23 protein-coding genes are annotated in these 21853 nt (G+C 61.1%); 13 read left to right on the top strand and 10 right to left on the bottom strand.

Annotation, left to right across the window (positions count from 1 at the left end):
- Positions 1-50 precede the first annotated feature (50 nt).
- The 7 genes from nagE to CKW32_RS20365 form a co-directional block, all read right to left on the bottom strand.
- Positions 51-1757, bottom strand: a complete 1707-nt coding sequence (nagE, locus tag CKW32_RS20395) for an N-acetylglucosamine-specific PTS transporter subunit IIBC (protein WP_095185808.1) — start codon at positions 1755-1757, stop codon at positions 51-53.
- Positions 1758-1783: 26 nt separating this feature from the next.
- Complete coding sequence (ptsP, locus tag CKW32_RS20390; protein ID WP_095185807.1) at positions 1784-4294, bottom strand: phosphoenolpyruvate--protein phosphotransferase; 2511 nt, start codon at positions 4292-4294, stop codon at positions 1784-1786.
- Between the two features lie 36 nt (positions 4295-4330).
- Positions 4331-5341 (bottom strand): SIS domain-containing protein, encoded by a 1011-nt coding sequence (locus CKW32_RS20385; RefSeq protein WP_032890762.1) that lies wholly within the window; start codon positions 5339-5341, stop codon positions 4331-4333.
- Positions 5334-6440, bottom strand: a complete 1107-nt coding sequence (nagA, locus tag CKW32_RS20380; RefSeq protein WP_095185805.1) for an N-acetylglucosamine-6-phosphate deacetylase — start codon at positions 6438-6440, stop codon at positions 5334-5336. The genes CKW32_RS20385 and nagA overlap by 8 nt, the downstream gene beginning before the upstream one ends.
- A 19-nt stretch (positions 6441-6459) precedes the next feature.
- The gene (locus CKW32_RS20375; protein ID WP_032890767.1) at positions 6460-7209 is read right to left on the bottom strand and encodes a GntR family transcriptional regulator; all 750 of its coding nucleotides are present in this window, start codon (positions 7207-7209) and stop codon (positions 6460-6462) included.
- Positions 7210-7470: 261 nt separating this feature from the next.
- Positions 7471-7974 carry a murein L,D-transpeptidase family protein gene (locus CKW32_RS20370; RefSeq protein WP_095185804.1) on the bottom strand — a complete coding sequence of 168 codons (504 nt, stop codon included), beginning with the start codon at positions 7972-7974 and terminating at the stop codon, positions 7471-7473.
- A 28-nt stretch (positions 7975-8002) separates the two neighbouring features.
- The gene (locus tag CKW32_RS20365) at positions 8003-8551 is read right to left on the bottom strand and encodes an NUDIX hydrolase (RefSeq protein ID WP_032890771.1); all 549 of its coding nucleotides are present in this window, start codon (positions 8549-8551) and stop codon (positions 8003-8005) included.
- Between the two features lie 146 nt (positions 8552-8697).
- On the opposite strand from CKW32_RS20365, the gene CKW32_RS20360 reads away from it, so the two are divergent.
- From CKW32_RS20360 to purT, 5 genes are all read left to right on the top strand, one after another.
- On the top strand, positions 8698-9300 hold the full coding sequence (locus tag CKW32_RS20360) for a CoA pyrophosphatase (RefSeq protein ID WP_032890773.1): 603 nt from the start codon (positions 8698-8700) through the stop codon (positions 9298-9300).
- A gap of 35 nt (positions 9301-9335) precedes the next feature.
- The gene (locus tag CKW32_RS20355) at positions 9336-9860 is read left to right on the top strand and encodes a gamma carbonic anhydrase family protein (protein ID WP_032890775.1); all 525 of its coding nucleotides are present in this window, start codon (positions 9336-9338) and stop codon (positions 9858-9860) included.
- On the top strand, positions 9857-10072 hold the full coding sequence (locus tag CKW32_RS20350; protein ID WP_032890777.1) for a DUF1289 domain-containing protein: 216 nt from the start codon (positions 9857-9859) through the stop codon (positions 10070-10072). The genes CKW32_RS20355 and CKW32_RS20350 overlap by 4 nt, the downstream gene beginning before the upstream one ends.
- 164 nt (positions 10073-10236) lie before the next feature.
- Positions 10237-10704 (top strand): VUT family protein, encoded by a 468-nt coding sequence (locus CKW32_RS20345; protein WP_032890779.1) that lies wholly within the window; start codon positions 10237-10239, stop codon positions 10702-10704.
- Positions 10705-10773: 69 nt separating this feature from the next.
- The gene (gene purT / locus CKW32_RS20340) at positions 10774-11955 is read left to right on the top strand and encodes a formate-dependent phosphoribosylglycinamide formyltransferase (RefSeq protein WP_003193969.1); all 1182 of its coding nucleotides are present in this window, start codon (positions 10774-10776) and stop codon (positions 11953-11955) included.
- 127 nt (positions 11956-12082) lie between these two features.
- Here purT and CKW32_RS20335 read toward each other — a convergent pair whose 3' ends face one another.
- From CKW32_RS20335 to CKW32_RS20325, 3 genes are all read right to left on the bottom strand, one after another.
- On the bottom strand, positions 12083-13393 hold the full coding sequence (locus tag CKW32_RS20335) for an MFS transporter (protein ID WP_032890781.1): 1311 nt from the start codon (positions 13391-13393) through the stop codon (positions 12083-12085).
- Between the two features lie 222 nt (positions 13394-13615).
- Positions 13616-14854, bottom strand: coding sequence for a transporter associated domain-containing protein (locus CKW32_RS20330; RefSeq protein ID WP_095185803.1), 1239 nt, complete (start codon positions 14852-14854; stop codon positions 13616-13618).
- A gap of 12 nt (positions 14855-14866) precedes the next feature.
- Positions 14867-15679: a cytochrome c biogenesis protein CcsA gene (locus tag CKW32_RS20325; RefSeq protein WP_095185802.1), complete on the bottom strand. Its 813-nt coding sequence runs from the start codon at positions 15677-15679 to the stop codon at positions 14867-14869.
- A gap of 233 nt (positions 15680-15912) precedes the next feature.
- Here CKW32_RS20325 and ffh point away from each other — a divergent pair, with 233 nt between their 5' ends.
- The 8 genes from ffh (at position 15913) to CKW32_RS20285 (ending at position 21831) form a co-directional block, all read left to right on the top strand.
- Entirely contained in the window at positions 15913-17289 is a 1377-nt protein-coding gene (gene ffh / locus CKW32_RS20320) for a signal recognition particle protein (RefSeq protein ID WP_095185801.1), read from the top strand.
- A 250-nt stretch (positions 17290-17539) separates the two neighbouring features.
- Positions 17540-17791, top strand: a complete 252-nt coding sequence (rpsP, locus tag CKW32_RS20315; protein WP_003175899.1) for a 30S ribosomal protein S16 — start codon at positions 17540-17542, stop codon at positions 17789-17791.
- A gap of 5 nt (positions 17792-17796) precedes the next feature.
- Positions 17797-18333 carry a ribosome maturation factor RimM gene (rimM, locus tag CKW32_RS20310; RefSeq protein ID WP_027605457.1) on the top strand — a complete coding sequence of 179 codons (537 nt, stop codon included), beginning with the start codon at positions 17797-17799 and terminating at the stop codon, positions 18331-18333.
- Entirely contained in the window at positions 18315-19088 is a 774-nt protein-coding gene (gene trmD, locus CKW32_RS20305) for a tRNA (guanosine(37)-N1)-methyltransferase TrmD (protein ID WP_024077235.1), read from the top strand. The genes rimM and trmD overlap by 19 nt, the downstream gene beginning before the upstream one ends.
- 45 nt (positions 19089-19133) lie before the next feature.
- Entirely contained in the window at positions 19134-19484 is a 351-nt protein-coding gene (rplS, locus tag CKW32_RS20300) for a 50S ribosomal protein L19 (RefSeq protein WP_003175895.1), read from the top strand.
- Between the two features lie 82 nt (positions 19485-19566).
- Positions 19567-19980, top strand: a complete 414-nt coding sequence (locus CKW32_RS20295; protein WP_032890787.1) for an acyl-CoA thioesterase — start codon at positions 19567-19569, stop codon at positions 19978-19980.
- Between the two features lie 78 nt (positions 19981-20058).
- Entirely contained in the window at positions 20059-20955 is an 897-nt protein-coding gene (xerD, locus tag CKW32_RS20290; protein WP_032890789.1) for a site-specific tyrosine recombinase XerD, read from the top strand.
- A gap of 144 nt (positions 20956-21099) precedes the next feature.
- Complete coding sequence (locus CKW32_RS20285) at positions 21100-21831, top strand: thioredoxin fold domain-containing protein (protein ID WP_003175893.1); 732 nt, start codon at positions 21100-21102, stop codon at positions 21829-21831.
- The last annotated feature ends 22 nt before the right edge of the window (positions 21832-21853 follow it).

Genomic DNA, 21853 nt, shown 5'->3' with positions numbered 1-21853 from the left:
AGCCCTCAGCATGGGCACGACCGCCCCGAACAGGGCGGTAGATAGGTAGGTCAGGCGCCGGCGCGGACTGGCTGGCGAGAGGTCAAGGCCTTGAGTGCGGCGCTTAAGCCTTGGGCCTGCTCGCCGACCAGCAGGTGCCACACACCGGCGTCGATCCGGCTGACACCCTGGCAACCGAGTGCCGTGAGCTGCGCCTGCGACAGCGCGTTTTCGTCGGCCAGGTGCAGGCGCAGGCGGGTCATGGCCACGCATTCCAACTGCACGACATTGGCCTGACCGCCCAGCGCATCCAGCCATTGCTGCGCCACGGTCGAGGCAACGTTGCTGGCTTGAGTCGGCGCAGTGGCGCTGGCAGGTGATGTGCTGACGGAGGTCGGCATCGCCAGACGAATCTCATCGGCAATGCTGTCTGCCAGCGGTCCGACCACTACCTGCAAACTGCCCCCGTTGCCCGGCCGCACAATGGCCATCGCGCCCAGGGCTTTGAGCTCGGCATCCACTGCCTTGTTGCGGTCAACCATGTCCAGGCGCAGGCGAGTGGTGCAGGCACCGACGCTCAGCAGATTGTCCGCGCCGCCCAAGGCGCGGATGTACGCCGTGGCGCGCTGGTTGTCGCTCATTGCTTCGGTCGGTGCCACTTGGCCGTCTTCACGGCCCGGGGTTTTCAGGTTGAAGCGGCGAATGCAGTAGCTGAACACCGTGTAGTAGATCGCTGCGTACGCCAGCCCCACCGGCACCACCAGCCAGCCATTGGTGGACTTGCCCCAGCCCAGCACCATGTCGATAAACCCGCCGGAGAAGGTAAAGCCCAGGTGGATATTCAGCATATTGGTCACGGCCATCGACAGACCGGTGAGCAGCGCATGGATCAGGTACAGGAACGGCGCGAGAAACATGAATGCGAATTCAATCGGCTCGGTCACGCCGGTGAGAAACGAGGTCAGCGCCATCGACAGGAAGATCCCGCCCATCACCTTGCGCCGTTCCGGCAGGGCGTTGCGGTACATCGCCAGGCACGCGGCGGGCAGGCCGAACAGCATCACCGGGAACATGCCGGTCATGAATTGGCCTCCTTTGGGGTCACCGGCAAAATAGCGGGTCAAGTCGCCGGTCACTACGGCGCCGGTGGCCGGGTCGGTGAAGCTGCCGAACACAAACCAGGCCATGTTGTTGAGGATGTGGTGCAAGCCGGTGACGATCAGCAGGCGGTTGAACACGCCGAACACGAACGCGCCGATGCTGCCGCTTTCCATCAGCAGCACGCCGAAACTGTTGATGCCGTGCTGGATCGGCGGCCAGATCAGGCCAAAGATCACCCCCAGCCCAACCGCTGAGAACCCGGTGACAATCGGCACGAACCGTCGCCCGCCGAAGAAGGCCAGGTACTCAGGCAGCTTGATGTCCTTGAAACGGTTATACAGCGCACCGGCCATCAAGCCGCTGGCGATCCCGGCGAGCATGCCCATGTTGATGCTGGTGTCCATCACCTTGAGGGTAGAGATCATCACCAGGTAGCCAATCGCACCGGCCAGCCCGGCTGTGCCGTTATTGTCGCGGGCAAAGCCCACGGCGATACCGATGGCGAAGATCAGCGCCAGGTTGGCGAAGATCGCCTGGCCGGCATCGTGCATCACTGCGATGTTGAGCAGGTCGGTATCGCCCAGGCGCAACAGCAGGCCGGCAATCGGCAGGATGGCGATAGGCAGCATCAGCGCGCGGCCCAGGCGTTGCAGGCCTTCGATGAACAGTTGGTACATGGCGGGTCTCCTTTTTCTTGTTGTTGTCAGCTCAGCGGCCAGTGGTGTTGACAGGCTTGGCGTACGGCTTTGGCGCTGCTCAGGTCGAGCAGGCTAAGGCTCAGTTGCCGGCATTGCGCCGCATCCAGGTGGCGGACGCGGTCCTTGATTTCTGCGATTTGCGGCGGGCTCACCGACAGCTCGCTGACCCCCAGGCCGATCAGTGCGGGGGTGGCCAGCGGGTCGGACGCCAGCGCGCCGCAGACGCCAACCCAGCGCCCATGCTTGGCTGCGCCGTCGCAGGTTTGGGCGATCAGCCGCAGCAGCGCCGGGTGCAGCGCGTCGACCCGCGCGGCGAGTCCGGCGTGGTCGCGGTCCATGGCCAGGGTGTACTGGGACAGGTCATTGGTGCCGATGGACAGGAAGTCCGCATGTTCGGCCAGTTGTTCGGCCATCAGCGCGGCGGCGGGAACTTCGATCATCACCCCCAGTTCAGGGCGCTGGGTCAGCTTCAGCTGCGCACACAGTTCATCCAGGCGCTGGCGGATCTCCAGCAGTTCGTCGACTTCGCTGACCATCGGCAACAGGATGCGGCAGCGCGCCAACGGTGTGAGTTGCAGCAGCGCGCGCAGTTGCTGGTCGAGCAGTTCGGGACGCACCTGGGCCATGCGAATACCGCGCAGGCCCAAGACCGGGTTGGCTTCGACGGGCAGGGGCAGGTAGTCGAGTTGTTTGTCGCCGCCCACATCGATGGTGCGGATGATCACCGACTTGTCGCCCATGGCGTCCAGCACGGCTTGATAGGCCTGGCGTTGCTCCTGTTCATCCGGCGCGGTGCGGCGGTCGACAAAGAGGAATTCGGTACGCAGCAGGCCGACACCATCGGCGCCGTTTTCAAACGCTGTTTGGGCTTCTGCGCTGGAGGCAACATTGGCAGCCACTTCAATGCTTACGCCGTCACTGGTGCGTGCCGGTTGGTGAGCCTGGGCCTGTTGCTGTTGGCGGCGCAGTTTTTGCGCGTCGCGAATCTGGTGCACTTGAGCGTGACGGGCTTCGCTGGGCGCCAGTTCCAGGCGACCGTTGGCGGCGTCCAGCACCACCCGCTGGCCTTGCGGTACGTCGATGACTTCGCTGCCCAGCGCGACCACGCAGGGCAGCCCTTTGCCGCGCGCCAGAATCGCCACATGGGAGGTCGCGCCGCCTTCGGCCATGCACAGGCCGGCGGCCTGCTGCGCGCTCAGTTGCAGCAAATCCGAGGGCGTCAGTTCATGGGCGCTGACGATGGCGCCAGCGGGTAACTCGAAGTGCCAGCCTTCACCCAGCAATGTGCGCAGCACGCGTTGTTGCAGGTCGCGCAGGTCGTTGGCGCGCTCGGCGAACAACGGCTTGCCCAATGCCAGCAGCACTGCGCACTGGGCCTGGATCGCATCGCGCCAGGCATGGGTGGCGGCGCTGCCTTGCTCGATGGCACCCGTGGCGGCTTCCAGCAGGGTCGGGTCTTCCAGCAGGGCCAGGTGGGCGGCGAAGATGTCTTCTTCCTCGACGTTTTTACGCTGGCGGGCGTGCTCCAGGGTGTTGCGGATTTCACCGCGCACCTGCTCCAGCGCCGTGTCCAGACGTTGCAGTTGTTCGTCGGCCGAATGCTGGCCCGTGTCTGCGGGCAGCTCGATACCGCTCAGGCGAAACAGCGGCCCGCAGACCAGGCCGGGCGCCGCGCAGACGCCTTGCAATACACCGGCTTCGGTATTGGCTCGGCGTGGCGTAACGGCGGCAGGCGCGTGATGTTCTTCTTTCATAGGTGCAGACAGCGCGGCAACCAAGGCCTGCAACGCCGCCTCGCAGTCCTTGCCCCGGCAAGTGACGCGCACTTCGTCGCCTTCGCCGATGCCGAGCCCCATCAAACCGATCAAGCTGTCGCAGGCGGCTGACTTGTCAGCGTAGTGCAAGCGCGCCTGGCTGCTGAATCCCTGGGCCGTCTTGCGGATCAGCGCTGCAGGCCGAGCATGCAAGCCGCCTCGATGGGTGATGTGCACACGGGCGCTGGCTTCTTCGATGGAGTTATCCACAGCCGTCTGAGCGGGCGCTGTCGACCGCGCGATGACCTGCATCAGTGGCTCGCCGACGTTGACGGTTTGCGACGCCAGAGGCAGCACGTCGAAGTGCTCGCCATTGGTTAGGATGATCAGGCTGATAAGGCTCTTGCACTGGCGCGCAATGCAATCCAGGTCAAACCGTACCAGCGCCTGGCCCAGGCTCACCCGCGCGCCCTGTTTGACCAGCAGCGCAAAGCCTTCGCCCTTTAGCTCGACGGTGTCGATGCCCAGATGCATCAGCAGCTCGGCGCCATTGTCGGCGCGGATTGTCAGCGCGTGGCCGGTACGCGCGACGTGAATGATCTCGCCGTCGCAGGGCGCATGCAGGCAGTTATTAAGCGGGTCGATCGCAAGGCCGTCGCCCATGGCACCGCTGGCGAATACTTCGTCGGGGACGTTGCCCAGGGTCAGCACCGGCCCACTGAGGGGGGCGCTGAGGGTTACTGCATTATTGTTGTTAGACATGGGCACGGTACTCATCAGGAAAACACGGCACACCACTCAGTGAGTGCGGGTGACTTTGCTCAGGTGGCGCGGTTGGTCCGGGTCCATGCCGCGGGCGACCGCCAGACCGGCGGCCATGACGTAGAAACTCTGGATCGCCAGCACCGGGTCCAGGCTCGGGTGTTCGGCGCGGCTCAGGGTCAGGTCGCGTTCGGCGATATCGTCCGGAGCGGCCAACAGCACGCGGGCACCGCGCTGGCGCATGTCGGCGGCCAGGCTCAACAGGCCTGCCTGCTCGGCGCCGCGCGGGGCAAACACCAACAGTGGATAGTTGTCGCCGATCAAGGCCATCGGCCCATGGCGCACCTCGGCGCTGCTGAAGGCTTCGGCCTGGATCGCCGAGGTTTCCTTTAGCTTGAGTGCGGCTTCCTGGGCAATGGCAAAACCGGCGCCACGGCCGATCACCATCAGGCGCTGACTGTCGCGCAGGGCGTCGATGGCGCGGCTCCAATCCTGGCGGGCCGCTTCACGCAGGCCATCGGGCAACGCCTGGCAGGCTTGCAGCAGGTCGGCTTCCTGATTCCAGTGGCCGACCAACAGCGCGCTGGCGCTGAGGGTGGCGATAAAGCTTTTGGTCGCGGCCACGCTGAGTTCCGGCCCGGCGCACAGCGGCACGTGGAATTCACAGGCGGCTTCCAGCGGCGAGTCTTCGGCGTTGACCAACGAGATGCTCAAAGCCCCGCGCTTACGCAGCAGGCGCAGGCTGTTGACCAGGTCCGGGCTTTGGCCGGACTGCGAGAAACCGAACGCCACCTGGCCGCTGACCTTCAACGGCGCTTGCAGCAAGGTCACCACCGACATCGGCAACGACGCCACCGGAATGCCCACATGTTGCATGGCCAGGTAGGCGAAATAGCTGGCGGCGTGGTCCGAGCTGCCACGGGCGATGGTCATCGCCACTTGCGGCGGCTGGCGGCGCAGGCGGCCGGCGATTTCTTCCAGTGCCGGGTTCAGGCGTTGCAGTTGCGCCGCGACGGCGTCACAGGAGGCCAAGGCCTCTTCAAGCATTTTTGAAGACAATGGTTTCTCCTTCGACCATGACGTCGGTGAGTTGCAGGGAGCGGTCCAGACGTACGCAGTCGGCAAAGCTGCCGGGTTGCAGGCGGCCACGTTCTTCCAGGCCCAGGTAATCCGCAGGAAATTGCGACAGGCGTTGTGAGGCTTCGCTGATAGGCAGGCCGATCTTCACCAGATTGCGCAGCGCCTGGTCCATGGTCAGCGTGCTGCCGGCCAGGGTGCCGTCGGCCAGGCGTACGCCGCCCAGGCATTTGGTCACGGTGTGGCTGCCCAGCTTGTATTCGCCATCGGGCATGCCGGCGGCGGCGGTGGAGTCGGTAACGCAATACAGGCAAGGGATCGACCGTAGCGCCACGCGTATCGCGCCGGGGTGCACATGCAGCAGGTCCGGAATCAACTCGGCGTACTTGGCGTGGGCCAGCGCGGCGCCGACGATCCCCGGCTCGCGGTGATGCAACGGGCTCATCGCGTTGTACAGATGGGTAAAACTGGTGGCGCCGGCGGCGAGGGCGGCGACGCCTTCTTCATAGCTGCCCAAGGTGTGGCCGATCTGCATGCGTACGCCGCGCTCGCTGAGGGTGCGGATCAGGGCGTCGTGGCCGGCGATTTCCGGGGCGATGGTGATCACTCGGATGGGCGCCAGGCGCAGGTACGCCTCGACTTCTTCCATCAGCGCGGTGTGGGCGAAGTTGGGTTGGGCGCCAAGTTTGCCTGGGTTGATGTAAGGCCCTTCTAGGTGTACGCCGAGTACTCGGGCGCTGCCGGCAGGGCGCTGCTCGCAAAAGCCGCCGAGTTGACCGAGCACGCTGGAGATTTCATCCACCGGCGCGGTCATGGTGGTGGCCAGCAGCGAGGTGGTGCCAAAGCGCACGTGGGTGCGGGTGATGGTCTCGAAGGCGTCGATGCCTTCCATGATGTCCTTGCCACCGCCGCCGTGCACATGCAGGTCGATAAAGCCCGGCAGCAGGTAGGGCAAATCGTTTTGCGTCGGGTCGCAAGGCACGCCTTCAATGGCGGTCACCTTGCCGTGTTCATGCACCAGGTGGCCGCGAATCCAGCCGTGGGGCGTGAGGATATTATCTTCGGACATGGGCAGTTCTCTAAGGCCGCTACTCGGCGGCAAAGTCATATCGACGCAGCTCTGCGACAAAGTCGTAGTAGTCGTTGCGGCAGTAGGTGTCGGTGATTTCAATCGGCGTGTTGTCGGCGGTGTAGCCCACGCGGGTCATGAGCAGCATGGCGGTGCCGGGGGCGATGCCCACCAGGGCGGCGAACTCGTCCGAGGCGTTGACCGCCTGGATATGCTGCAGGGCACGGACGATGGGCTTGCCGATACTTTCCAGGTACTCGTACAGCGAGCTGCCGATGGCTTGCGGTTGCGGCAGCACCGAGGCAGGCATGGTGGTCATCTCAATGGCCATGACGGTGTCGTCGGCCTTACGCAAACGCTTGAGGCGCGCCACTTTGTCGGTGGGCGACAGGGCCAGGCGGATCAGCTCTTCATGGGTCGGCGGGGTGATGTCACGCTCCAGCCATTGGGAACTGGGCACAAAGCCCTTGAGGCGCAACATCTCGCTGAAACCCGACAGGCGTGAGAGCGGCTGTTCCAGGCGAGGCGTGATAAAGGTACCGGAGCCCTGGCTGCGGCGGATCAGGCCTTGGGCAAACAACACTTCCAGCGCCTTGCGGGCGGTGACTCGCGAGATGCTCAGTTGCTCGCTGAGGACGCGTTCAGACGGCAATGCCTGTTCGGATTTCCACTCGCCGGCATGGATAGCCGCTTCCAGCTTGCGGGCCAATTGCAGGTAAAGCGGCGTGGATTGTTTGTCGTCAGGGCGCAGGGCCAGGATGGGATTCATCTGTCAGGTTTCCGATGCGTTATTGGAGTGTTGTCGCCCGGTATTGGCCGGAAATTAATACCACTTAAATACCATGTCAATGCAGCGAAAACGGTGCAAATCCGGTTTTTATGGCCCTATAACGGGGCTTGGTCTTAAGTGGTATTAGAGAGGTCTTTATGGCGCGCAGAACGGCGCAGCCCGCGCGGTGAACTGGTATTCACTGGCGGGCGCTGTTGAAGGCGGGAAAATTTTTCGAATTATTTTACGAACGGTCGACGATTACGGCCGAATTTCGATCAGGGTGCCGTCTTTGACCAGGGTCCAGACTTCACGCATATCGACGTTGCGCATGGCGATGCAGCCGTCGGTCCAGTCCAGGGTGTGGAACCACTGTTCGGGGTAGTCTTCGGTGTCAGGCGTGCCGTGGATCATGATCATGCTGCCAGGCTTCACGCCTTCGCGGCGCGCGCGGGCGGCGTCGCTGATATTGGGGTAGGAGATGTGCATGGCCAGGTTGAAGCGGTCGCTGGTCTTGCGCCAGTCGATCCAGTACAGGCCTTCCGGGGTGCGGCGGTCGCCCTCTATCAGCTTGTGGCCCTTGGGGTTTTTGCCCAGGGAAATGCGGTAAGTCTTGATCGGCTTGCCGTCGTTGATCAGTTGCAATTGATGGGCGGACTTGAGCACCAGGACTTTTTCGACGGTTTTGCCGCCCAGGGTCTCCACGGTAGAAGCCGGCGAAAGGGTAGCGAACGACAGGCAGAGCAGAGCAAGCAACCAACGCATTAAAACGATTTCCCTTGATGCCGGATTATTATTGGGCGGGCTTGCCCATCGGCGGCACAGCCTCGCTGCGCACCGGGTAGGACTCAAGTCTGCGGTCAGCGAAAAAGCATTCTAAGGTACGTCCCACCGTGCGGAAAGCCAGCTCGGACCAAGGGATGTCGGCTTCGTCAAACAACTGCACTTCAAGGCTTTCGGGGCCTGCGGCGAAGTCCAGGTCGACCAGTTCGGCGCGGTAGAAGATATGCACCTGGTTGATGTGCGGCACATCGATCAGGGTGTAAATCGCCAGGTTGCGCACGCGGGCGCAGGCTTCTTCCTGGGTTTCGCGCGTGGCGGCCTGCTCGACGGTCTCGCCGTTTTCCATAAAGCCCGCGGGCAGGGTCCAGTAACCCAGGCGCGGCTCGATGGCGCGTCGGCACAGCAGCACTTTATCGCCCCACACCGGCACGGTCCCGGCGACGATATTGGGGTTCTGATAGTGAATGGTCGAGCAATGATCACACACAAAACGCAGGCGCCCGTCGCCTTCTGGAATGCGTTGGGTGACCGGTTTACCGCACTGGCTGCAGAATTTCATGCTGGGGTTCCTGGAAAGTGCGCCTATCTTGGCGTGGCGGGCAGGGGCCTGCAAGTTGTCGTTTAGCGACACCCGCCGGGTTTTGGGGTTGGGCGCCCGCACGCTTTGGTGCATGATGCATGGTAGCCAACAGACCGAGATGACTCATGCTGGACGAGCTACTTCGCCGGGTAAGCAACCACACCCCCCACACGCTGGAAACCGACGGGCGTTTCCCCGAGGCTGCGGTGCTGGTGCCGATTACCCGCAGTGATGAACCCGAGCTGATCCTGACCCTACGCGCCAGCGGCCTGTCGACCCACGGTGGCGAAGTGGCGTTTCCCGGCGGTCGTCGCGACCCCGAAGACCCGGACCTGATTTTCACCGCCCTGCGTGAGGCCGAAGAGGAAATCGGCCTGCCGCCTGGCTTGGTCGAAGTGATCGGCCCGTTGAGCCCCCTGATCTCCCTGCATGGTATTCGCGTCACACCTTATGTCGGCGTGGTCCCTGATTACGTCGAATACCTGGCCAATGATGCAGAGATTGCCGCCGTTTTCAGCGTACCTCTGGACTTTTTCCGACAGGATCCGCGCGAACATACCCACAGAATCGATTACCAGGGCCGCAGTTGGTATGTGCCCAGCTATCGGTTTGGCGAATACAAGATTTGGGGGCTGACGGCGATCATGATCGTCGAGTTGATCAACCTGCTCTATGACGACGCCCAGATCAGCCTGCACCAGCCACCCAAGAGCTTCATCAATATCTAAGCCATCGTTTGAATGGCAAGCCGTGAGGACACACCATGAAATACCGCCTGGGCGACGCCCGCGTCGAGACGCATCCCAACAGCTGGGTGGCGCCGAACGCCACGCTGGTGGGCAAGGTCAAGCTGGAAGAGGGCGCCAACGTCTGGTTCAACGCGGTATTGCGTGGCGACAACGAACTGATCCTGATCGGCAAGAACAGTAATGTGCAGGACGGCAGCGTGATGCACACCGATATGGGCTATCCGCTGACTCTGGGCACGGGCGTGACCATCGGCCATAACGCCATGCTGCACGGCTGCACCGTGGACGATTACAGTCTGATCGGCATCAATGCAGTGATCCTCAACGGCGCGAAAATCGGCAAGCACTGCATCATTGGCGCTAACTCGCTGATTGGCGAAGGCAAGGAAATTCCCGATGGTTCGCTGGTGATGGGCTCGCCGGGCAAAGTGGTGCGTGAGTTGACCGACGCCCAGAAGCGCATGCTCGAAGCCAGCGCCGCCCACTATGTGCATAACTCACAGCGCTATGCCCGCGACCTGGCTGAGCAGCAAGAATGAACCCGATTGAACGCCCCGTTGGCTCGCCGTGTGTGAGCATTTGCGCGCTGGATGATGACGACATCTGCACCGGCTGCCAGCGCACCGTGGATGAAATCACGCGCTGGAGCCGCATGGACAACGCCGAACGCCGGGTGGTGTTGGGCTTGTGCCACGAGCGAGCGGTGGCGGCTGGGCTGGTGTTTATGGCTTCTGGTAAATCCGGCGCCTGATAGATCGCCATCAGGGGCAAGCCCCCTCCCACACTTAACCGCGTTTAATCTGTAGGAATACGGTCAAAATGTGGGAGGGGGCTTGCCCCCGATGAGGCCCTCCCAGACGACATATTTCAAAATGTGAAGTACCCTGTGCCCCTTGTTCACAGGTCTCTCGCCCCATGCTCTTCCTGATCGCCTACATCAGCAGCGTCGTGCTGATCAACTTCGCTTTCTCCACCGCCCCGCACCTTGACGTGATCTGGTCCGCCTGGGGTGGCCTGGTATTTATTCTGCGCGACATGGTGCAAACCCGCTTCGGCCACGGTGCGATCATCGCCATGTTGGCGGCGCTGGTACTGTCCTATGTCACTTCCGACCCTGCCATTGCCCTGGCCAGTGCCACGGCATTCGCGGTGTCCGAATGCATCGACTGGCTGGTGTTCAGCATCACCAAGCGCCCGCTCCACGATCGCCTGTGGATAAGTTCGGCGCTGAGCATTCCCCTCGACACGTTTATCTTCTTCGGCCTGATCGGCGCGCTGACGCCAGCGGTGGTGGGTACGGCCTTGGCATCGAAATTCGCCGGGGTCACGGTGGTGTGGCTGATCATGGCCTGGCGTATCCGCAAGCGGGCCGTCGCCAACTGAGGCCAATTTTTACAGTTCATGTAAAATGCCGGCCTTTCTCCCCATGATCCGCTCCCCTGAGGACCTGAGATGACCCGAATCGGAACTCCATTGTCGCCAACCGCGACCCGCGTTTTGCTGTGTGGCTGCGGTGAGCTGGGCAAGGAAGTGGTGATCGAACTGCAACGCCTGGGCGTTGAAGTGATTGCCGTGGATCGCTACGCCAATGCGCCGGCCATGCAGGTTGCCCACCGTAGCCATGTGATCAACATGCTCGACGGCGCCGCCCTGCGTGCGGTGATCGAAGCGGAAAAACCGCACTTCATCGTGCCGGAAATCGAAGCCATCGCCACCGCTACCCTGGTGGAGCTGGAAGCCGAAGGCTTCACCGTGATCCCGACCGCGCGCGCCACGTCGCTGACCATGAACCGCGAAGGCATCCGTCGCCTGGCCGCCGAAGAACTGGACCTGCCGACGTCGCCGTACCATTTTGCCGACACCTTTGAAGACTACAGCAAGGCTGTCCAGGATCTGGGCTTCCCGTGCGTGGTCAAGCCAGTGATGAGCTCGTCGGGCAAAGGCCAGAGCTTGCTGCGCAGCGCTGACGATGTGCAGAAGGCCTGGGATTACGCCCAGGAAGGCGGGCGGGCCGGCAAAGGCCGCGTGATCATCGAAGGTTTTATCGACTTCGACTACGAAATCACCTTGCTGACCGTGCGCCATATCGGCGGCACCACCTTCTGCGCGCCAGTCGGCCACCGTCAGGAGAAGGGCGACTATCAGGAATCCTGGCAGCCACAGGCCATGAGCCCGGTTGCCCTGGCGGAATCCGAGCGCGTTGCCAAAGCCGTGACCGAAGCCTTGGGTGGCCGTGGTCTGTTTGGCGTGGAGCTGTTCATTAAGGGCGATCAGGTGTGGTTCAGCGAAGTGTCGCCGCGTCCGCACGACACGGGTCTGGTGACCTTGATTTCCCAGGATCTATCGCAGTTTGCCCTGCACGCGCGCGCCATTCTGGGCTTGCCAATCCCGTTGATTCGCCAGTTCGGGCCTTCGGCCTCGGCGGTGATTCTGGTGGAAGGGCAGTCGACCCAGACCGCATTCGCCAACCTCGGCGCTGCACTGAGCGAGCCGGACACCGCGTTGCGTCTGTTTGGTAAGCCAGAAGTGAATGGCCAGCGCCGCATGGGCGTGGCGTTGGCGCGGGATGAGTCGATTGAAGCGGCTCGGGCCAAGGCAACCCGTGCTTCCCAGGCGGTTGTGGTAGAGCTCTAAAAGCATCGGGGGCAAATCGAATCTTCGCACCGCCCCTCACACACTTGACCGCGTTTAATCTGTAGAAATGCGCTCAAAATGTGGGAGGGGCGGTGCGACGATTCGACTTGCCGCCGATAGCGGTCTATCAGGCAACCTTGTTCAAATCATTATCCCGCGTCTCTTTCAGGCACAGCACAGCAATCAAGCTGAGCAACGCTGCCGCCGACACATACCCGCCGACATAACTGAGCCCGCCCATCGCCACCAGCTTGGTTGCGAAAAACGGTGCCGCCGAAGCGCCCACAATTCCACCCAAGTTATACGCCGCCGAAGCGCCGGTATAACGCACGCGGGTTGGGAATAGCTCTGGCAGCAGGGCGCCCATCGGTGCGAAGGTCACACCCATCAGGAACAGCTCCAGCGCCAGGAACAGTGCCACGGCCCAGGTCGAGCCGTGAGTCAGCAGTGGCTCCATGGTGAAGCCGGACAGGATCGCCAGGACTGCGCCGACGATCAGCACCGGCTTGCGCCCGTACCGATCACTGGCCAAGGCAGCCAACGGTGTGGCCAAACCCATGAACAGCACCGCGAAGCACAGCAGGCCAAGGAATGTCTCGCGGCTGTAGCCCAGGGTCGACACGCCGTAGCTCAGGGAGAACGCCGTGGTGATATAGAACAGCGCATAGCACACCACCATCGATGCGGCGCCCAGCAGCACCGGCAGCCAATGCTGGCTGAACAATTCCACCAGCGGCACCTTTACCGGTTTTTCCTTGGCCACGGCGTTGGCGAACACCGGGGTTTCATGCAATTTCAACCGCGCGTACAGGCCGACCATTACCAGTGCTGCGCTGAGGATGAACGGGATGCGCCAGCCCCAGCTACGGAATTGCTCGTCGTTGAGGCTCATGGCCAGGATCAGGAACAAGCCGTTTGCGGCCAGGAAGCCGATCGATGGGCCAAGCTGCGGGAACATGCCGAACCAGGCGCGTTTGCCCTTTGGCGCATTCTCGGTAGCCAGCAGCGCCGCGCCGCCCCATTCCCCGCCCAGGCCAAGGCCCTGGCCGAAACGCAGCACGCACAACAGAATCGGCGCCCAGGCCCCGATGCTGTCATAGCCGGGCAGCAAACCGATCAACGTGGTGCACACGCCCATCAGCAGCAGTGAAGCCACCAGCGTCGACTTGCGGCCGATACGGTCGCCAAAGTGGCCGAACAGCGCTGAGCCCAGAGGGCGGGCGATAAAGGCGATACCGAAGGTCAGGAATGACGCCAGCATCTGCGCGGTGCCGGAGGTTTGCGGGAAGAATACCGGGCCGATCACCAGGGCAGCGGCGGTGGCGTAAATATAGAAGTCGTAGAACTCGATGGCGGTACCGACGATGCTCGCGGTGGCGACTCGTGCAGTCGAGTTGGTCGGGGCGGCGGTCGCAGCCTCGTTATAGGTGGTGCTCATTGAGTTATCCCTGACAGTCATTGCGCGTTTGGACGCGGATTATTATTGGTCGAACACCCCTGGATCAGGGTTGTGCGCGGGGCGGCTCGGGATGGGAGCGTACACCGGTCAGACAGGATGCTGCGGTGCCTGGACGCGCTCAGTGCGGATAGCACACGGTCGGGCGGGGCTTGGGTAAGCCGACCCGATTATAGGAAGGGGGTTGCGCATCGAACAAGCGGATTAAACGGCCACCGGCACTCGACTGGTGTGCCAGATCAGTACCTTGCTCACCCGGTTGTCCTCGGTTTCGAGGATTTCCAGGCGGTAGCGGCCGATCTTCAGGCACACCGCGCAATCCGGAATGGTCTCCAGGGCTTCGGTCACCAGGCCGTTGAGCGTCTTGGGGCCGTCGCTTGGCAGGTGCCATCCCAGGCTCTTGTTCAGTTCGCGGATCGAAGCGGCGCCATCAATGATGTAGCGGCCATCGGGCTGCGCTTCGATATGCGGGTTGTCCGTACCCTGTTCACTTTCGAACTCTCCGACGATTTCTTCGAGGATGTCTTCCAGGGTAACGATGCCCAGCACTTCGCCATATTCATCCACCACCATGCCCAGGCGCCGCTGCTGTTTGTGGAAGTTCAGCAGTTGCAGCTGGAGGGGCGTGCTTTCCGGTACGAAGTAGGGTTCGTAGGAGGCCTCGAGCAAAGCTTCCTTGGTCAGGCTGGCGTCCGGCAGCAGATGCTGGATCAGCCGGGTGTTCAGTACGGCTTCGACATGGTTGATATCACTGTGGAACACCGGCAGGCGAGTGCGCGGGGAGGTGCGCAGTTGTTCGATGATTTCTTCAATCGAGTCATCCAGGTTGATACCGTCCACTTCGCTGCGGGGTACCAGGATGTCATTGACGGTGATGTTGTCCAAGGCGTGGATGCCCGGCATACCAGGGGTGCGGCTGTCGTCGGCCTCGGGCTGCGGCTCATCGTCGTGGTCGGGCTGTGGCTCGTCGCTGTTTTTCACCACGCCGGGCTTTCGGGCAAACGGGCGTAGCAGCAACAGGCTGATGCCATTGAGCAGCCAGGCGGCGGGATAGAGGATTTTCAATGGCACGCCCAGCAGCGTGTTGCCGAAGCCCAGCACCGCTTGCGGATGGCGGGTTGCCAGGGCGCGTGGCAGGTAGTCGGCCAGGATCAGTAGAACAGCGCAGGAGATCAGCCAGCCGAGCCACGGGCCGTTCTGTGCCCAGGCATAAATCGCCAGCAGGGTGCAGAGGATTACCACGGCCGCACGGCACAGGCTGTTGCACAGGATCAGGCTGTGGCGCGGGAAACTCAGGCGGGCGGCAGCCTTGTCGCCCTGACGTGTACCGGGGCGCAGGGCCAGCAGGTGTTGTTGTGCGGCTTCGATGGCGGTAAACAGCGCCGCCCATAACACCAGCAAGGCGATTACCGCGAGCATCGGCCCAAGGGGCAAGTTGTCCATGATTGCTGCCCGTCAAATATGCAGGATGTATTCGCGAACCAGCTTGCTGCCGAAATAGGCCAGCATCAGCAGGCAGAAACCGGCCAGGGTCCAGCGGATCGCCTTGTGCCCGCGCCAGCCGAGGCGATTGCGGCCCCACAGCAACACGCTGAACACCACCCAGGCCAGGCACGCCAGCAGGGTCTTGTGCACTAGGTGCTGGGCAAACAGGTTCTCGACGAACAACCAGCCGGAGATAAGCGACAGCGAGAGCAGCGTCCAGCCGGCCCATAGGAAACCGAATAGCAGGCTTTCCATGGTTTGCAGCGGAGGGAAGTTCTTGATCAGGCCGGAGGGGTGCTTGTGCTTGAGCTGGTGATCCTGCAGGAGCAGGAGCAGGGCCTGGAACACCGCGATGGTGAACATGCCGTAGGCCAGTATCGACAACAGAATATGGGCGAGGATGCCGGGTTCTTCGTCAATCACCTGCACCGTGCCGGTGGGCGCGAACTGCGCCAGTAGCACCGTCAGTACGCCCAGGGGGAAGAGCAGGACCAGTAGGTTCTCAACGGGGATCCGGTAGCAGGCCAGCAGCGTCAGCGCGATGACCGCTGCAGCGATCAGGCTGGCGGCACTGAAAAAGTCCAGGCCCAGGCCGACCGGCGTCATCAGGTGGGTGAACAGGCTCGCGGCGTGAGCCAGCAGGGCGAGTACACCCAGGCCGACCAGCAGGCGTTTGTCCGCCTTGGTGCCTTGGGCAAGACGAGTGCCCTGATAGAAGGTCGCAGCGGCATATAAGAAGGCGGCGGCGAGACTGGGTAGCAAACTGGGTGACAAGGGGACCATAAATCCTGATAGACAAGCCCGAAAGGCGCTGAGTTTGGCATACACCTGCGTTCCACGAAAGACTCCCGGACCAGACAGCGGGTGTGCATGGGCGCAGTCTTCGCTATAATCCGCGACCTGCCCACGCCGCAGGCTCGCCGAGCGCTGTTTTTAATAGCGATTTACCACAGCCTGGGCCGCCATTACCTCGGTCTACAATGCATTTCGATGAATAGGGCCTGAAAGGATCGCGCATGTTTGAAAACCTGACTGACCGTCTCTCGCAGACGCTGCGCCACGTAACCGGCAAGGCCAAGCTGACCGAGGACAATATTAAAGACACCCTGCGTGAAGTACGCATGGCGTTGCTGGAAGCCGACGTGGCCTTGCCTGTGGTCAAGGACTTCGTCAACTCGGTCAAGGAGCGTGCGGTCGGCACTGAAGTGTCCCGCAGCCTGACCCCGGGCCAGGCCTTTGTGAAGATCGTCCAGGCCGAACTCGAAAGCCTGATGGGCGCCGCCAACGAAGATTTGAACCTCAGCGCCGTGCCACCGGCCGTCGTGCTGATGGCCGGTCTGCAAGGTGCGGGTAAAACCACCACCGCCGGCAAGCTGGCGCGCTTCCTTAAAGAGCGCAAGAAGAAGTCGGTAATGGTTGTGTCGGCCGACGTGTACCGTCCGGCGGCCATCAAACAGTTGGAAATGCTGGCGGGCGAAGTGGGCGTAACCTTCTTCCCGTCCGATCTGAGCCAGAAGCCGGTCGACATTGCCAACGCAGCTATTAAAGAGGCCAAGCTCAAGTTCATTGATGTCGTGATCGTCGATACCGCCGGTCGCCTGCACATTGATGAAGAGATGATGGGCGAGATCAAGGCGCTGCATGCCGCGATCAATCCGGTCGAGACACTGTTCGTGGTCGACGCCATGACCGGCCAGGATGCGGCTAACACCGCCAAGGCTTTCGGTGAGGCGCTGCCGCTGACCGGCGTGATCCTGACCAAGGTCGATGGCGACGCCCGTGGCGGTGCTGCGCTGTCGGTACGCGCCATTACCGGCAAGCCGATCAAGTTCATCGGTATGGGTGAGAAGAGCGAAGCGCTCGAACCGTTCCACCCTGAGCGTATCGCCTCGCGTATCCTCGGCATGGGCGATGTGCTCAGCCTGATCGAACAGGCCGAAGCCACCCTCGACAAGGACAAGGCCGATAAACTGGCCAAGAAGCTGAAGAAGGGCAAGGGCTTCGACCTCGAAGACTTCCGCGACCAACTGCAACAAATGAAGAACATGGGCGGCCTCGGCGGCCTGATGGACAAGCTGCCGAACATCGGCGGTGTGAACCTGGCGCAAATGGGCAATGCCCAAGGCGCGGCAGAGAAGCAGTTCAAGCAGATGGAAGCCATCATCAACTCCATGACCCCGGCCGAGCGCCGCGACCCTGAGCTGATCAGCGGTTCGCGCAAGCGTCGGATCGCCATGGGTTCCGGCACCCAGGTGCAGGACATCGGTCGCTTGATCAAGCAGCACAAGCAGATGCAGAAGATGATGAAGAAATTCTCCGCCAAAGGCGGAATGGCCAAGATGATGCGCGGCATGGGCGGTATGTTGCCCGGCGGCGGCATGCCGAAAATGTAAAGAATTCGAGCGCAAGTTCGCTTGCGCTCCGACCCACAGGGATGTGGGATCTCCAGCAAACCCGCCGTTGGCGGGGGCTGACCTGCCGTTTTAAACGACGGCTCTATAGCAGATCTGAATGGCACGCTGATAGGCGCCAGAAAAAGACATTTGCAAAAGTCCGGATATTCCTTAGAATATGCGGCCTTTCGGGCACCTATGCCCGCTGTGCATTTAGATTTGCAGCACCGACTACAGGAACGATCTTCACATGCTAACAATCCGTCTTGCCCTCGGCGGCTCCAAAAAGCGCCCGTTTTACCACTTGACCGTAACCGACAGCCGCAACCCGCGCGACGGTTCGCACAAAGAACAGGTTGGTTTCTTCAACCCTGTTGCTCGTGGTCAAGAAGTTCGTCTGTCCGTGAACCAAGAGCGCGTAGCCTACTGGCTGAGCGTTGGCGCACAGCCATCCGAGCGCGTTGCAAAACTGTTGAAGGACTCGGCTAAGGCCGCAGCCTGAGCAATATGAACGCGACGCCAACTGTTGCTGATGATTTGATCGTTATCGGCAAGATTTATTCTGTTCATGGCGTTCGCGGCGAAGTGAAGGTGTATTCCTTTACTGATCCGACAGAAAACCTGTTGCAGTACAAAACCTGGACGCTCAAGCGCGAAGGTAGTGTGAAACAGGTCGAGCTGGTCAGTGGGCGTGGGAGCGATAAGTTCCTGGTCGCGAAGCTCAAGGGTCTTGATGATCGTGAAGAAGCTCGTCTTCTGGCTGGTTATGAGATCTGCGTGCCGCGCAACCTGTTCCCTGAATTGACCGACGGCGAGTACTACTGGTACCAGCTGGAAGGTCTGAAGGTTATTGATCAACTCGGGCAATTGTTCGGGAAAATCGATCATCTTCTGGAAACCGGCGCCAATGATGTAATGGTGGTCAAGCCTTGTGCTGGCAGCCTGGATGATCGCGAACGCTTGTTGCCCTATACGGAGCAATGCGTGTTGGCTGTTGACCTGGCAGCGGGCGAGATGAAGGTGGAATGGGACGCGGACTTCTAAGCGTGGCTAATTTGCGCATTGAAGTGATCAGTTTGTTTCCCGAGATGTTTTCCGCCATCAGCGAGTACGGCATCACCAGTCGGGCGGTGAAACAGGGGCTGTTGCAGCTCACCTGTTGGAACCCGCGAGACTACACGACGGATCGACATCACACTGTGGACGATCGCCCATTTGGCGGTGGCCCGGGCATGGTGATGAAGATCAAGCCCCTGGAAGACGCGTTGGTTCAGGCCAAGGCAGCTGCTGGGGAGAAGGCGAAGGTAATTTACCTGTCCCCTCAAGGCCGTCAGCTGAAACAGGCGGCGGTACGCGAACTGGCGAATGAGGAAGCATTAATCCTGATTGCCGGTCGCTATGAAGGCATTGACGAGCGCTTTATTGAGGCTCATGTCGATGAAGAGTGGTCGATTGGGGACTATGTCCTGTCTGGCGGCGAGCTGCCGGCGATGGTCCTGATAGATGCGGTTACACGACTGCTGCCTGGAGCTTTAGGGCATGCGGACTCCGCGGAGGAAGATTCCTTCACGGATGGTTTGCTGGATTGCCCGCACTACACCCGTCCGGAGGTGTATGCGGATCAGCGTGTTCCCGACGTATTGCTAAGTGGCAATCACGCACACATCCGGCGTTGGCGTTTACAGCAGTCCCTTGGTCGGACCTATGAACGACGCGCCGATCTTCTGGAAAGCCGCTCGCTTTCTGGAGAAGAGAAGAAGCTGCTCGAGGAATACATCCTCGCGCGGGACGATAGTTAACAACGTATCGATGGTAGGTCCATTGACTTACCTTAGGAGCACAGCATGACTAACAAAATCATCCTTGCACTCGAAGCAGAGCAGATGACCAAAGAGATCCCTACCTTTGCCCCGGGCGACACTATTGTCGTTCAGGTGAAAGTGAAGGAAGGCGACCGTTCGCGTCTGCAAGCGTTCGAAGGCGTGGTAATCGCCAAGCGTAACCGTGGTGTGAACAGTGCTTTCACTGTTCGTAAAATCTCCAACGGTGTTGGCGTAGAGCGTACTTTCCAGACCTACAGCCCGCAAATCGACAGCATGGCCGTTAAGCGTCGCGGTGACGTACGTAAAGCCAAGCTGTACTACCTGCGTGACCTGTCCGGTAAAGCAGCTCGCATCAAGGAAAAACTGGCTTAAGTCCAGCTTTCCGATGCAGAAAAAAGCAGCCTACGGGCTGCTTTTTTGTGCCTGAAATTTGTCCATTTTCCGGTATTTGCCCATGACTACTCGCCTCGAAGAAATTCAGCGCCGTACTGACCTCTCTGTCACCCATGTGACCAAGGCTGTATTCCCGCCGACGACCAACCACCACAACACCTTGTTCGGCGGCACTGCACTGGCCTGGATGGATGAAGTATCGTTCATCACTGCCACGCGTTTTTGCCGTTTGCCGTTGGTGACGGTTTCTACCGACCGCATCGACTTCAATCATGCGATCCCGGCGGGTTCCATCGTTGAGCTGATCGGCCGTGTGATCAAGGTCGGCAACACCAGTCTCAAGGTTGAGGTTGAAGTGTTCGTCGAGAGCATGAGTGCCGATGGACGTGAAAAGGCGATCCAGGGCGTGTTCAGCTTTGTCGCGATTGATGCGGACAAGCGCCCAGTACCTGTGCTGCCGGGATTTGCAAACTGAAACATCCTTTTGTAGGAGCCGGCAAGCCGACTTCTACATGCGGTAGCATCCCCCTATTCTTTTCTGCTTCGAGCCCTCATGCCTGCTATCGACCACCCCCTGATCGACCGCTTCCTCGACGCCCTCTGGCTGGAAAAAGGCCTTTCGGACAACACTCGCCAGGCTTACCGCAGTGACCTGGCGCTGTTCAACGGCTGGCTGCAGGAGAATAACCTTGAGCTGGTCAGCGCTGGCCGTGAGCTGATCCTCGATCACTTGGCCTGGCGCCTGGATCAGAATTACAAGCCGCGCTCCACTGCACGTTTTCTATCTGGTGTACGTGGCTTTTATCGCTATCTGCTGCGAGAAAAGCTGATTGCCCTGGACCCGACCTTGCAGGTCGACATGCCGCAACTGGGCAGGCCATTGCCCAAATCCCTATCGGAAGCCGACGTCGACGCCTTGCTCGCCGCCCCTGACCTGAGCGAAGCCATCGGCCAGCGTGACCGCGCGATGCTCGAAGTGTTGTACGCATGCGGGCTGCGGGTTACCGAGCTGATCAGCCTGACCCTGGAGCAGGTTAACCTGCGTCAGGGCGTGCTGCGTGTGATGGGCAAGGGCAGTAAGGAGCGGCTGGTGCCGATGGGAGAGGAGGCGATTGTGTGGGTCGAGCGTTATATGCGCGATGCCCGTGGCGAATTGCTCGGTGGGCGCCCCAGCGATGTGCTGTTTCCCAGCCTGCGCGGTGAGCAAATGACCCGCCAGACTTTCTGGCATCGCATCAAGCACCAGGCCAAGGTCGCCGGAATTGGCAAGAGCCTGTCTCCCCACACGCTACGCCATGCATTTGCCACCCATTTGCTCAACCACGGTGCGGATTTACGCGTGGTGCAAATGCTGCTCGGGCACAGCGACTTATCCACCACCCAGATCTACACCCATGTGGCGCGTGCGCGATTGCAGGATATGCACGCCAAGCACCACCCGCGAGGCTGAAAACCGCCAATTTATCCCGCCGCGGGCTGCCCTGCGGCCCAACTGTGGTAGGCTTTGTCGGTTAGCAAAGGTGACGGTCCCGACCCGTGTCTACAGAGACAGCGGTGTTCCTTCCCGTCCCTACATCTGCCTTCAGGAGTTCCCATGCGCTTGACCCAGATTATTGCCGCCGCAGCCATTGCGTTGGTTTCCACCTTTGCCGTCGCCGATGATGCTGCCGAGCAGACCATCCGCAAGAGCCTGGCCAACCTGCAACTTGATACCCCGATCGAAAGCATCAGCGCCAGCCCGATGGCCGGCCTGTATGAAGTCAAGCTCAAGGGTAGCCGCGTGTTGTACGCCAGTGCCGATGGCCAGTACATCGTCCAGGGTTACCTGTTCCAGTTGAAAGACGGCAAGCCGGTCAACCTGACTGAGAAAGCCGAGCGTCTGGGCGTGTCCAAATTGATCAATGGCATTCCGGTGGCCGAAACTGTGGTGTACCCGGCCATCGGCGAGACCAAGACTCACATTACCGTGTTTACGGACACCACCTGTCCGTACTGCCATAAGCTGCACGCCGAAGTGCCTGCGTTGAACAAGCTGGGTGTGGAAGTGCGCTACGTAGCGTTTCCGCGTCAGGGCCTGGGTTCGCCGGGTGACGAACAATTGCAGGCGGTCTGGTGCTCGGCCGATAAGAAAGCGGCCATGGACAAGATGGTCGACGGCAAGGAAATCAAGGCCGCCAAGTGCGCCAATCCGGTCTCCAAGCAGTTCGCATTGGGCCAGTCCATTGGCGTGAACGGTACACCGGCTATCGTTTTGGCTGACGGCCAGGTTATTCCGGGCTACCAGCCGGCGCCACAAGTTGCCAAACTGGCGCTGAGTGCCAAATAAACAAGCATCGTCGAACCTTTGA

It is taken from the genome of Pseudomonas sp. Irchel 3H9 (assembly GCF_900187495.1).
Classification (GTDB): Bacteria; Pseudomonadota; Gammaproteobacteria; order Pseudomonadales; family Pseudomonadaceae; genus Aquipseudomonas; species Aquipseudomonas sivasensis.
Note: the sequence above shows the minus strand (reverse complement) of the source record. Positions and strands in the feature narration are given on the sequence as shown.

Coding starts and splice junctions, on each gene's coding strand:
- CKW32_RS20285 (WP_003175893.1), top strand. CDS start 21,100: ATGCGCTTGACCCAGATTATTGCCGCCGCAGCCATTGCGTTGGTTTCC.
- rplS (WP_003175895.1), top strand. CDS start 19,134: ATGACTAACAAAATCATCCTTGCACTCGAAGCAGAGCAGATGACCAAA.
- CKW32_RS20355 (WP_032890775.1), top strand. CDS start 9,336: ATGAAATACCGCCTGGGCGACGCCCGCGTCGAGACGCATCCCAACAGC.
- CKW32_RS20335 (WP_032890781.1), bottom strand. CDS start 13,393: ATGAGCACCACCTATAACGAGGCTGCGACCGCCGCCCCGACCAACTCG.
- CKW32_RS20330 (WP_095185803.1), bottom strand. CDS start 14,854: ATGGACAACTTGCCCCTTGGGCCGATGCTCGCGGTAATCGCCTTGCTG.
- nagE (WP_095185808.1), bottom strand. CDS start 1,757: ATGTACCAACTGTTCATCGAAGGCCTGCAACGCCTGGGCCGCGCGCTG.
- CKW32_RS20345 (WP_032890779.1), top strand. CDS start 10,237: ATGCTCTTCCTGATCGCCTACATCAGCAGCGTCGTGCTGATCAACTTC.
- CKW32_RS20325 (WP_095185802.1), bottom strand. CDS start 15,679: ATGGTCCCCTTGTCACCCAGTTTGCTACCCAGTCTCGCCGCCGCCTTC.
- rpsP (WP_003175899.1), top strand. CDS start 17,540: ATGCTAACAATCCGTCTTGCCCTCGGCGGCTCCAAAAAGCGCCCGTTT.
- CKW32_RS20375 (WP_032890767.1), bottom strand. CDS start 7,209: ATGAATCCCATCCTGGCCCTGCGCCCTGACGACAAACAATCCACGCCG.
- ffh (WP_095185801.1), top strand. CDS start 15,913: ATGTTTGAAAACCTGACTGACCGTCTCTCGCAGACGCTGCGCCACGTA.
- rimM (WP_027605457.1), top strand. CDS start 17,797: ATGAACGCGACGCCAACTGTTGCTGATGATTTGATCGTTATCGGCAAG.
- CKW32_RS20360 (WP_032890773.1), top strand. CDS start 8,698: ATGCTGGACGAGCTACTTCGCCGGGTAAGCAACCACACCCCCCACACG.
- CKW32_RS20385 (WP_032890762.1), bottom strand. CDS start 5,341: ATGCTTGAAGAGGCCTTGGCCTCCTGTGACGCCGTCGCGGCGCAACTG.
- CKW32_RS20370 (WP_095185804.1), bottom strand. CDS start 7,974: ATGCGTTGGTTGCTTGCTCTGCTCTGCCTGTCGTTCGCTACCCTTTCG.
- CKW32_RS20295 (WP_032890787.1), top strand. CDS start 19,567: ATGACTACTCGCCTCGAAGAAATTCAGCGCCGTACTGACCTCTCTGTC.
- purT (WP_003193969.1), top strand. CDS start 10,774: ATGACCCGAATCGGAACTCCATTGTCGCCAACCGCGACCCGCGTTTTG.
- CKW32_RS20365 (WP_032890771.1), bottom strand. CDS start 8,551: ATGAAATTCTGCAGCCAGTGCGGTAAACCGGTCACCCAACGCATTCCA.
- xerD (WP_032890789.1), top strand. CDS start 20,059: ATGCCTGCTATCGACCACCCCCTGATCGACCGCTTCCTCGACGCCCTC.
- ptsP (WP_095185807.1), bottom strand. CDS start 4,294: ATGTCTAACAACAATAATGCAGTAACCCTCAGCGCCCCCCTCAGTGGG.
- nagA (WP_095185805.1), bottom strand. CDS start 6,440: ATGTCCGAAGATAATATCCTCACGCCCCACGGCTGGATTCGCGGCCAC.
- trmD (WP_024077235.1), top strand. CDS start 18,315: ATGGGACGCGGACTTCTAAGCGTGGCTAATTTGCGCATTGAAGTGATC.
- CKW32_RS20350 (WP_032890777.1), top strand. CDS start 9,857: ATGAACCCGATTGAACGCCCCGTTGGCTCGCCGTGTGTGAGCATTTGC.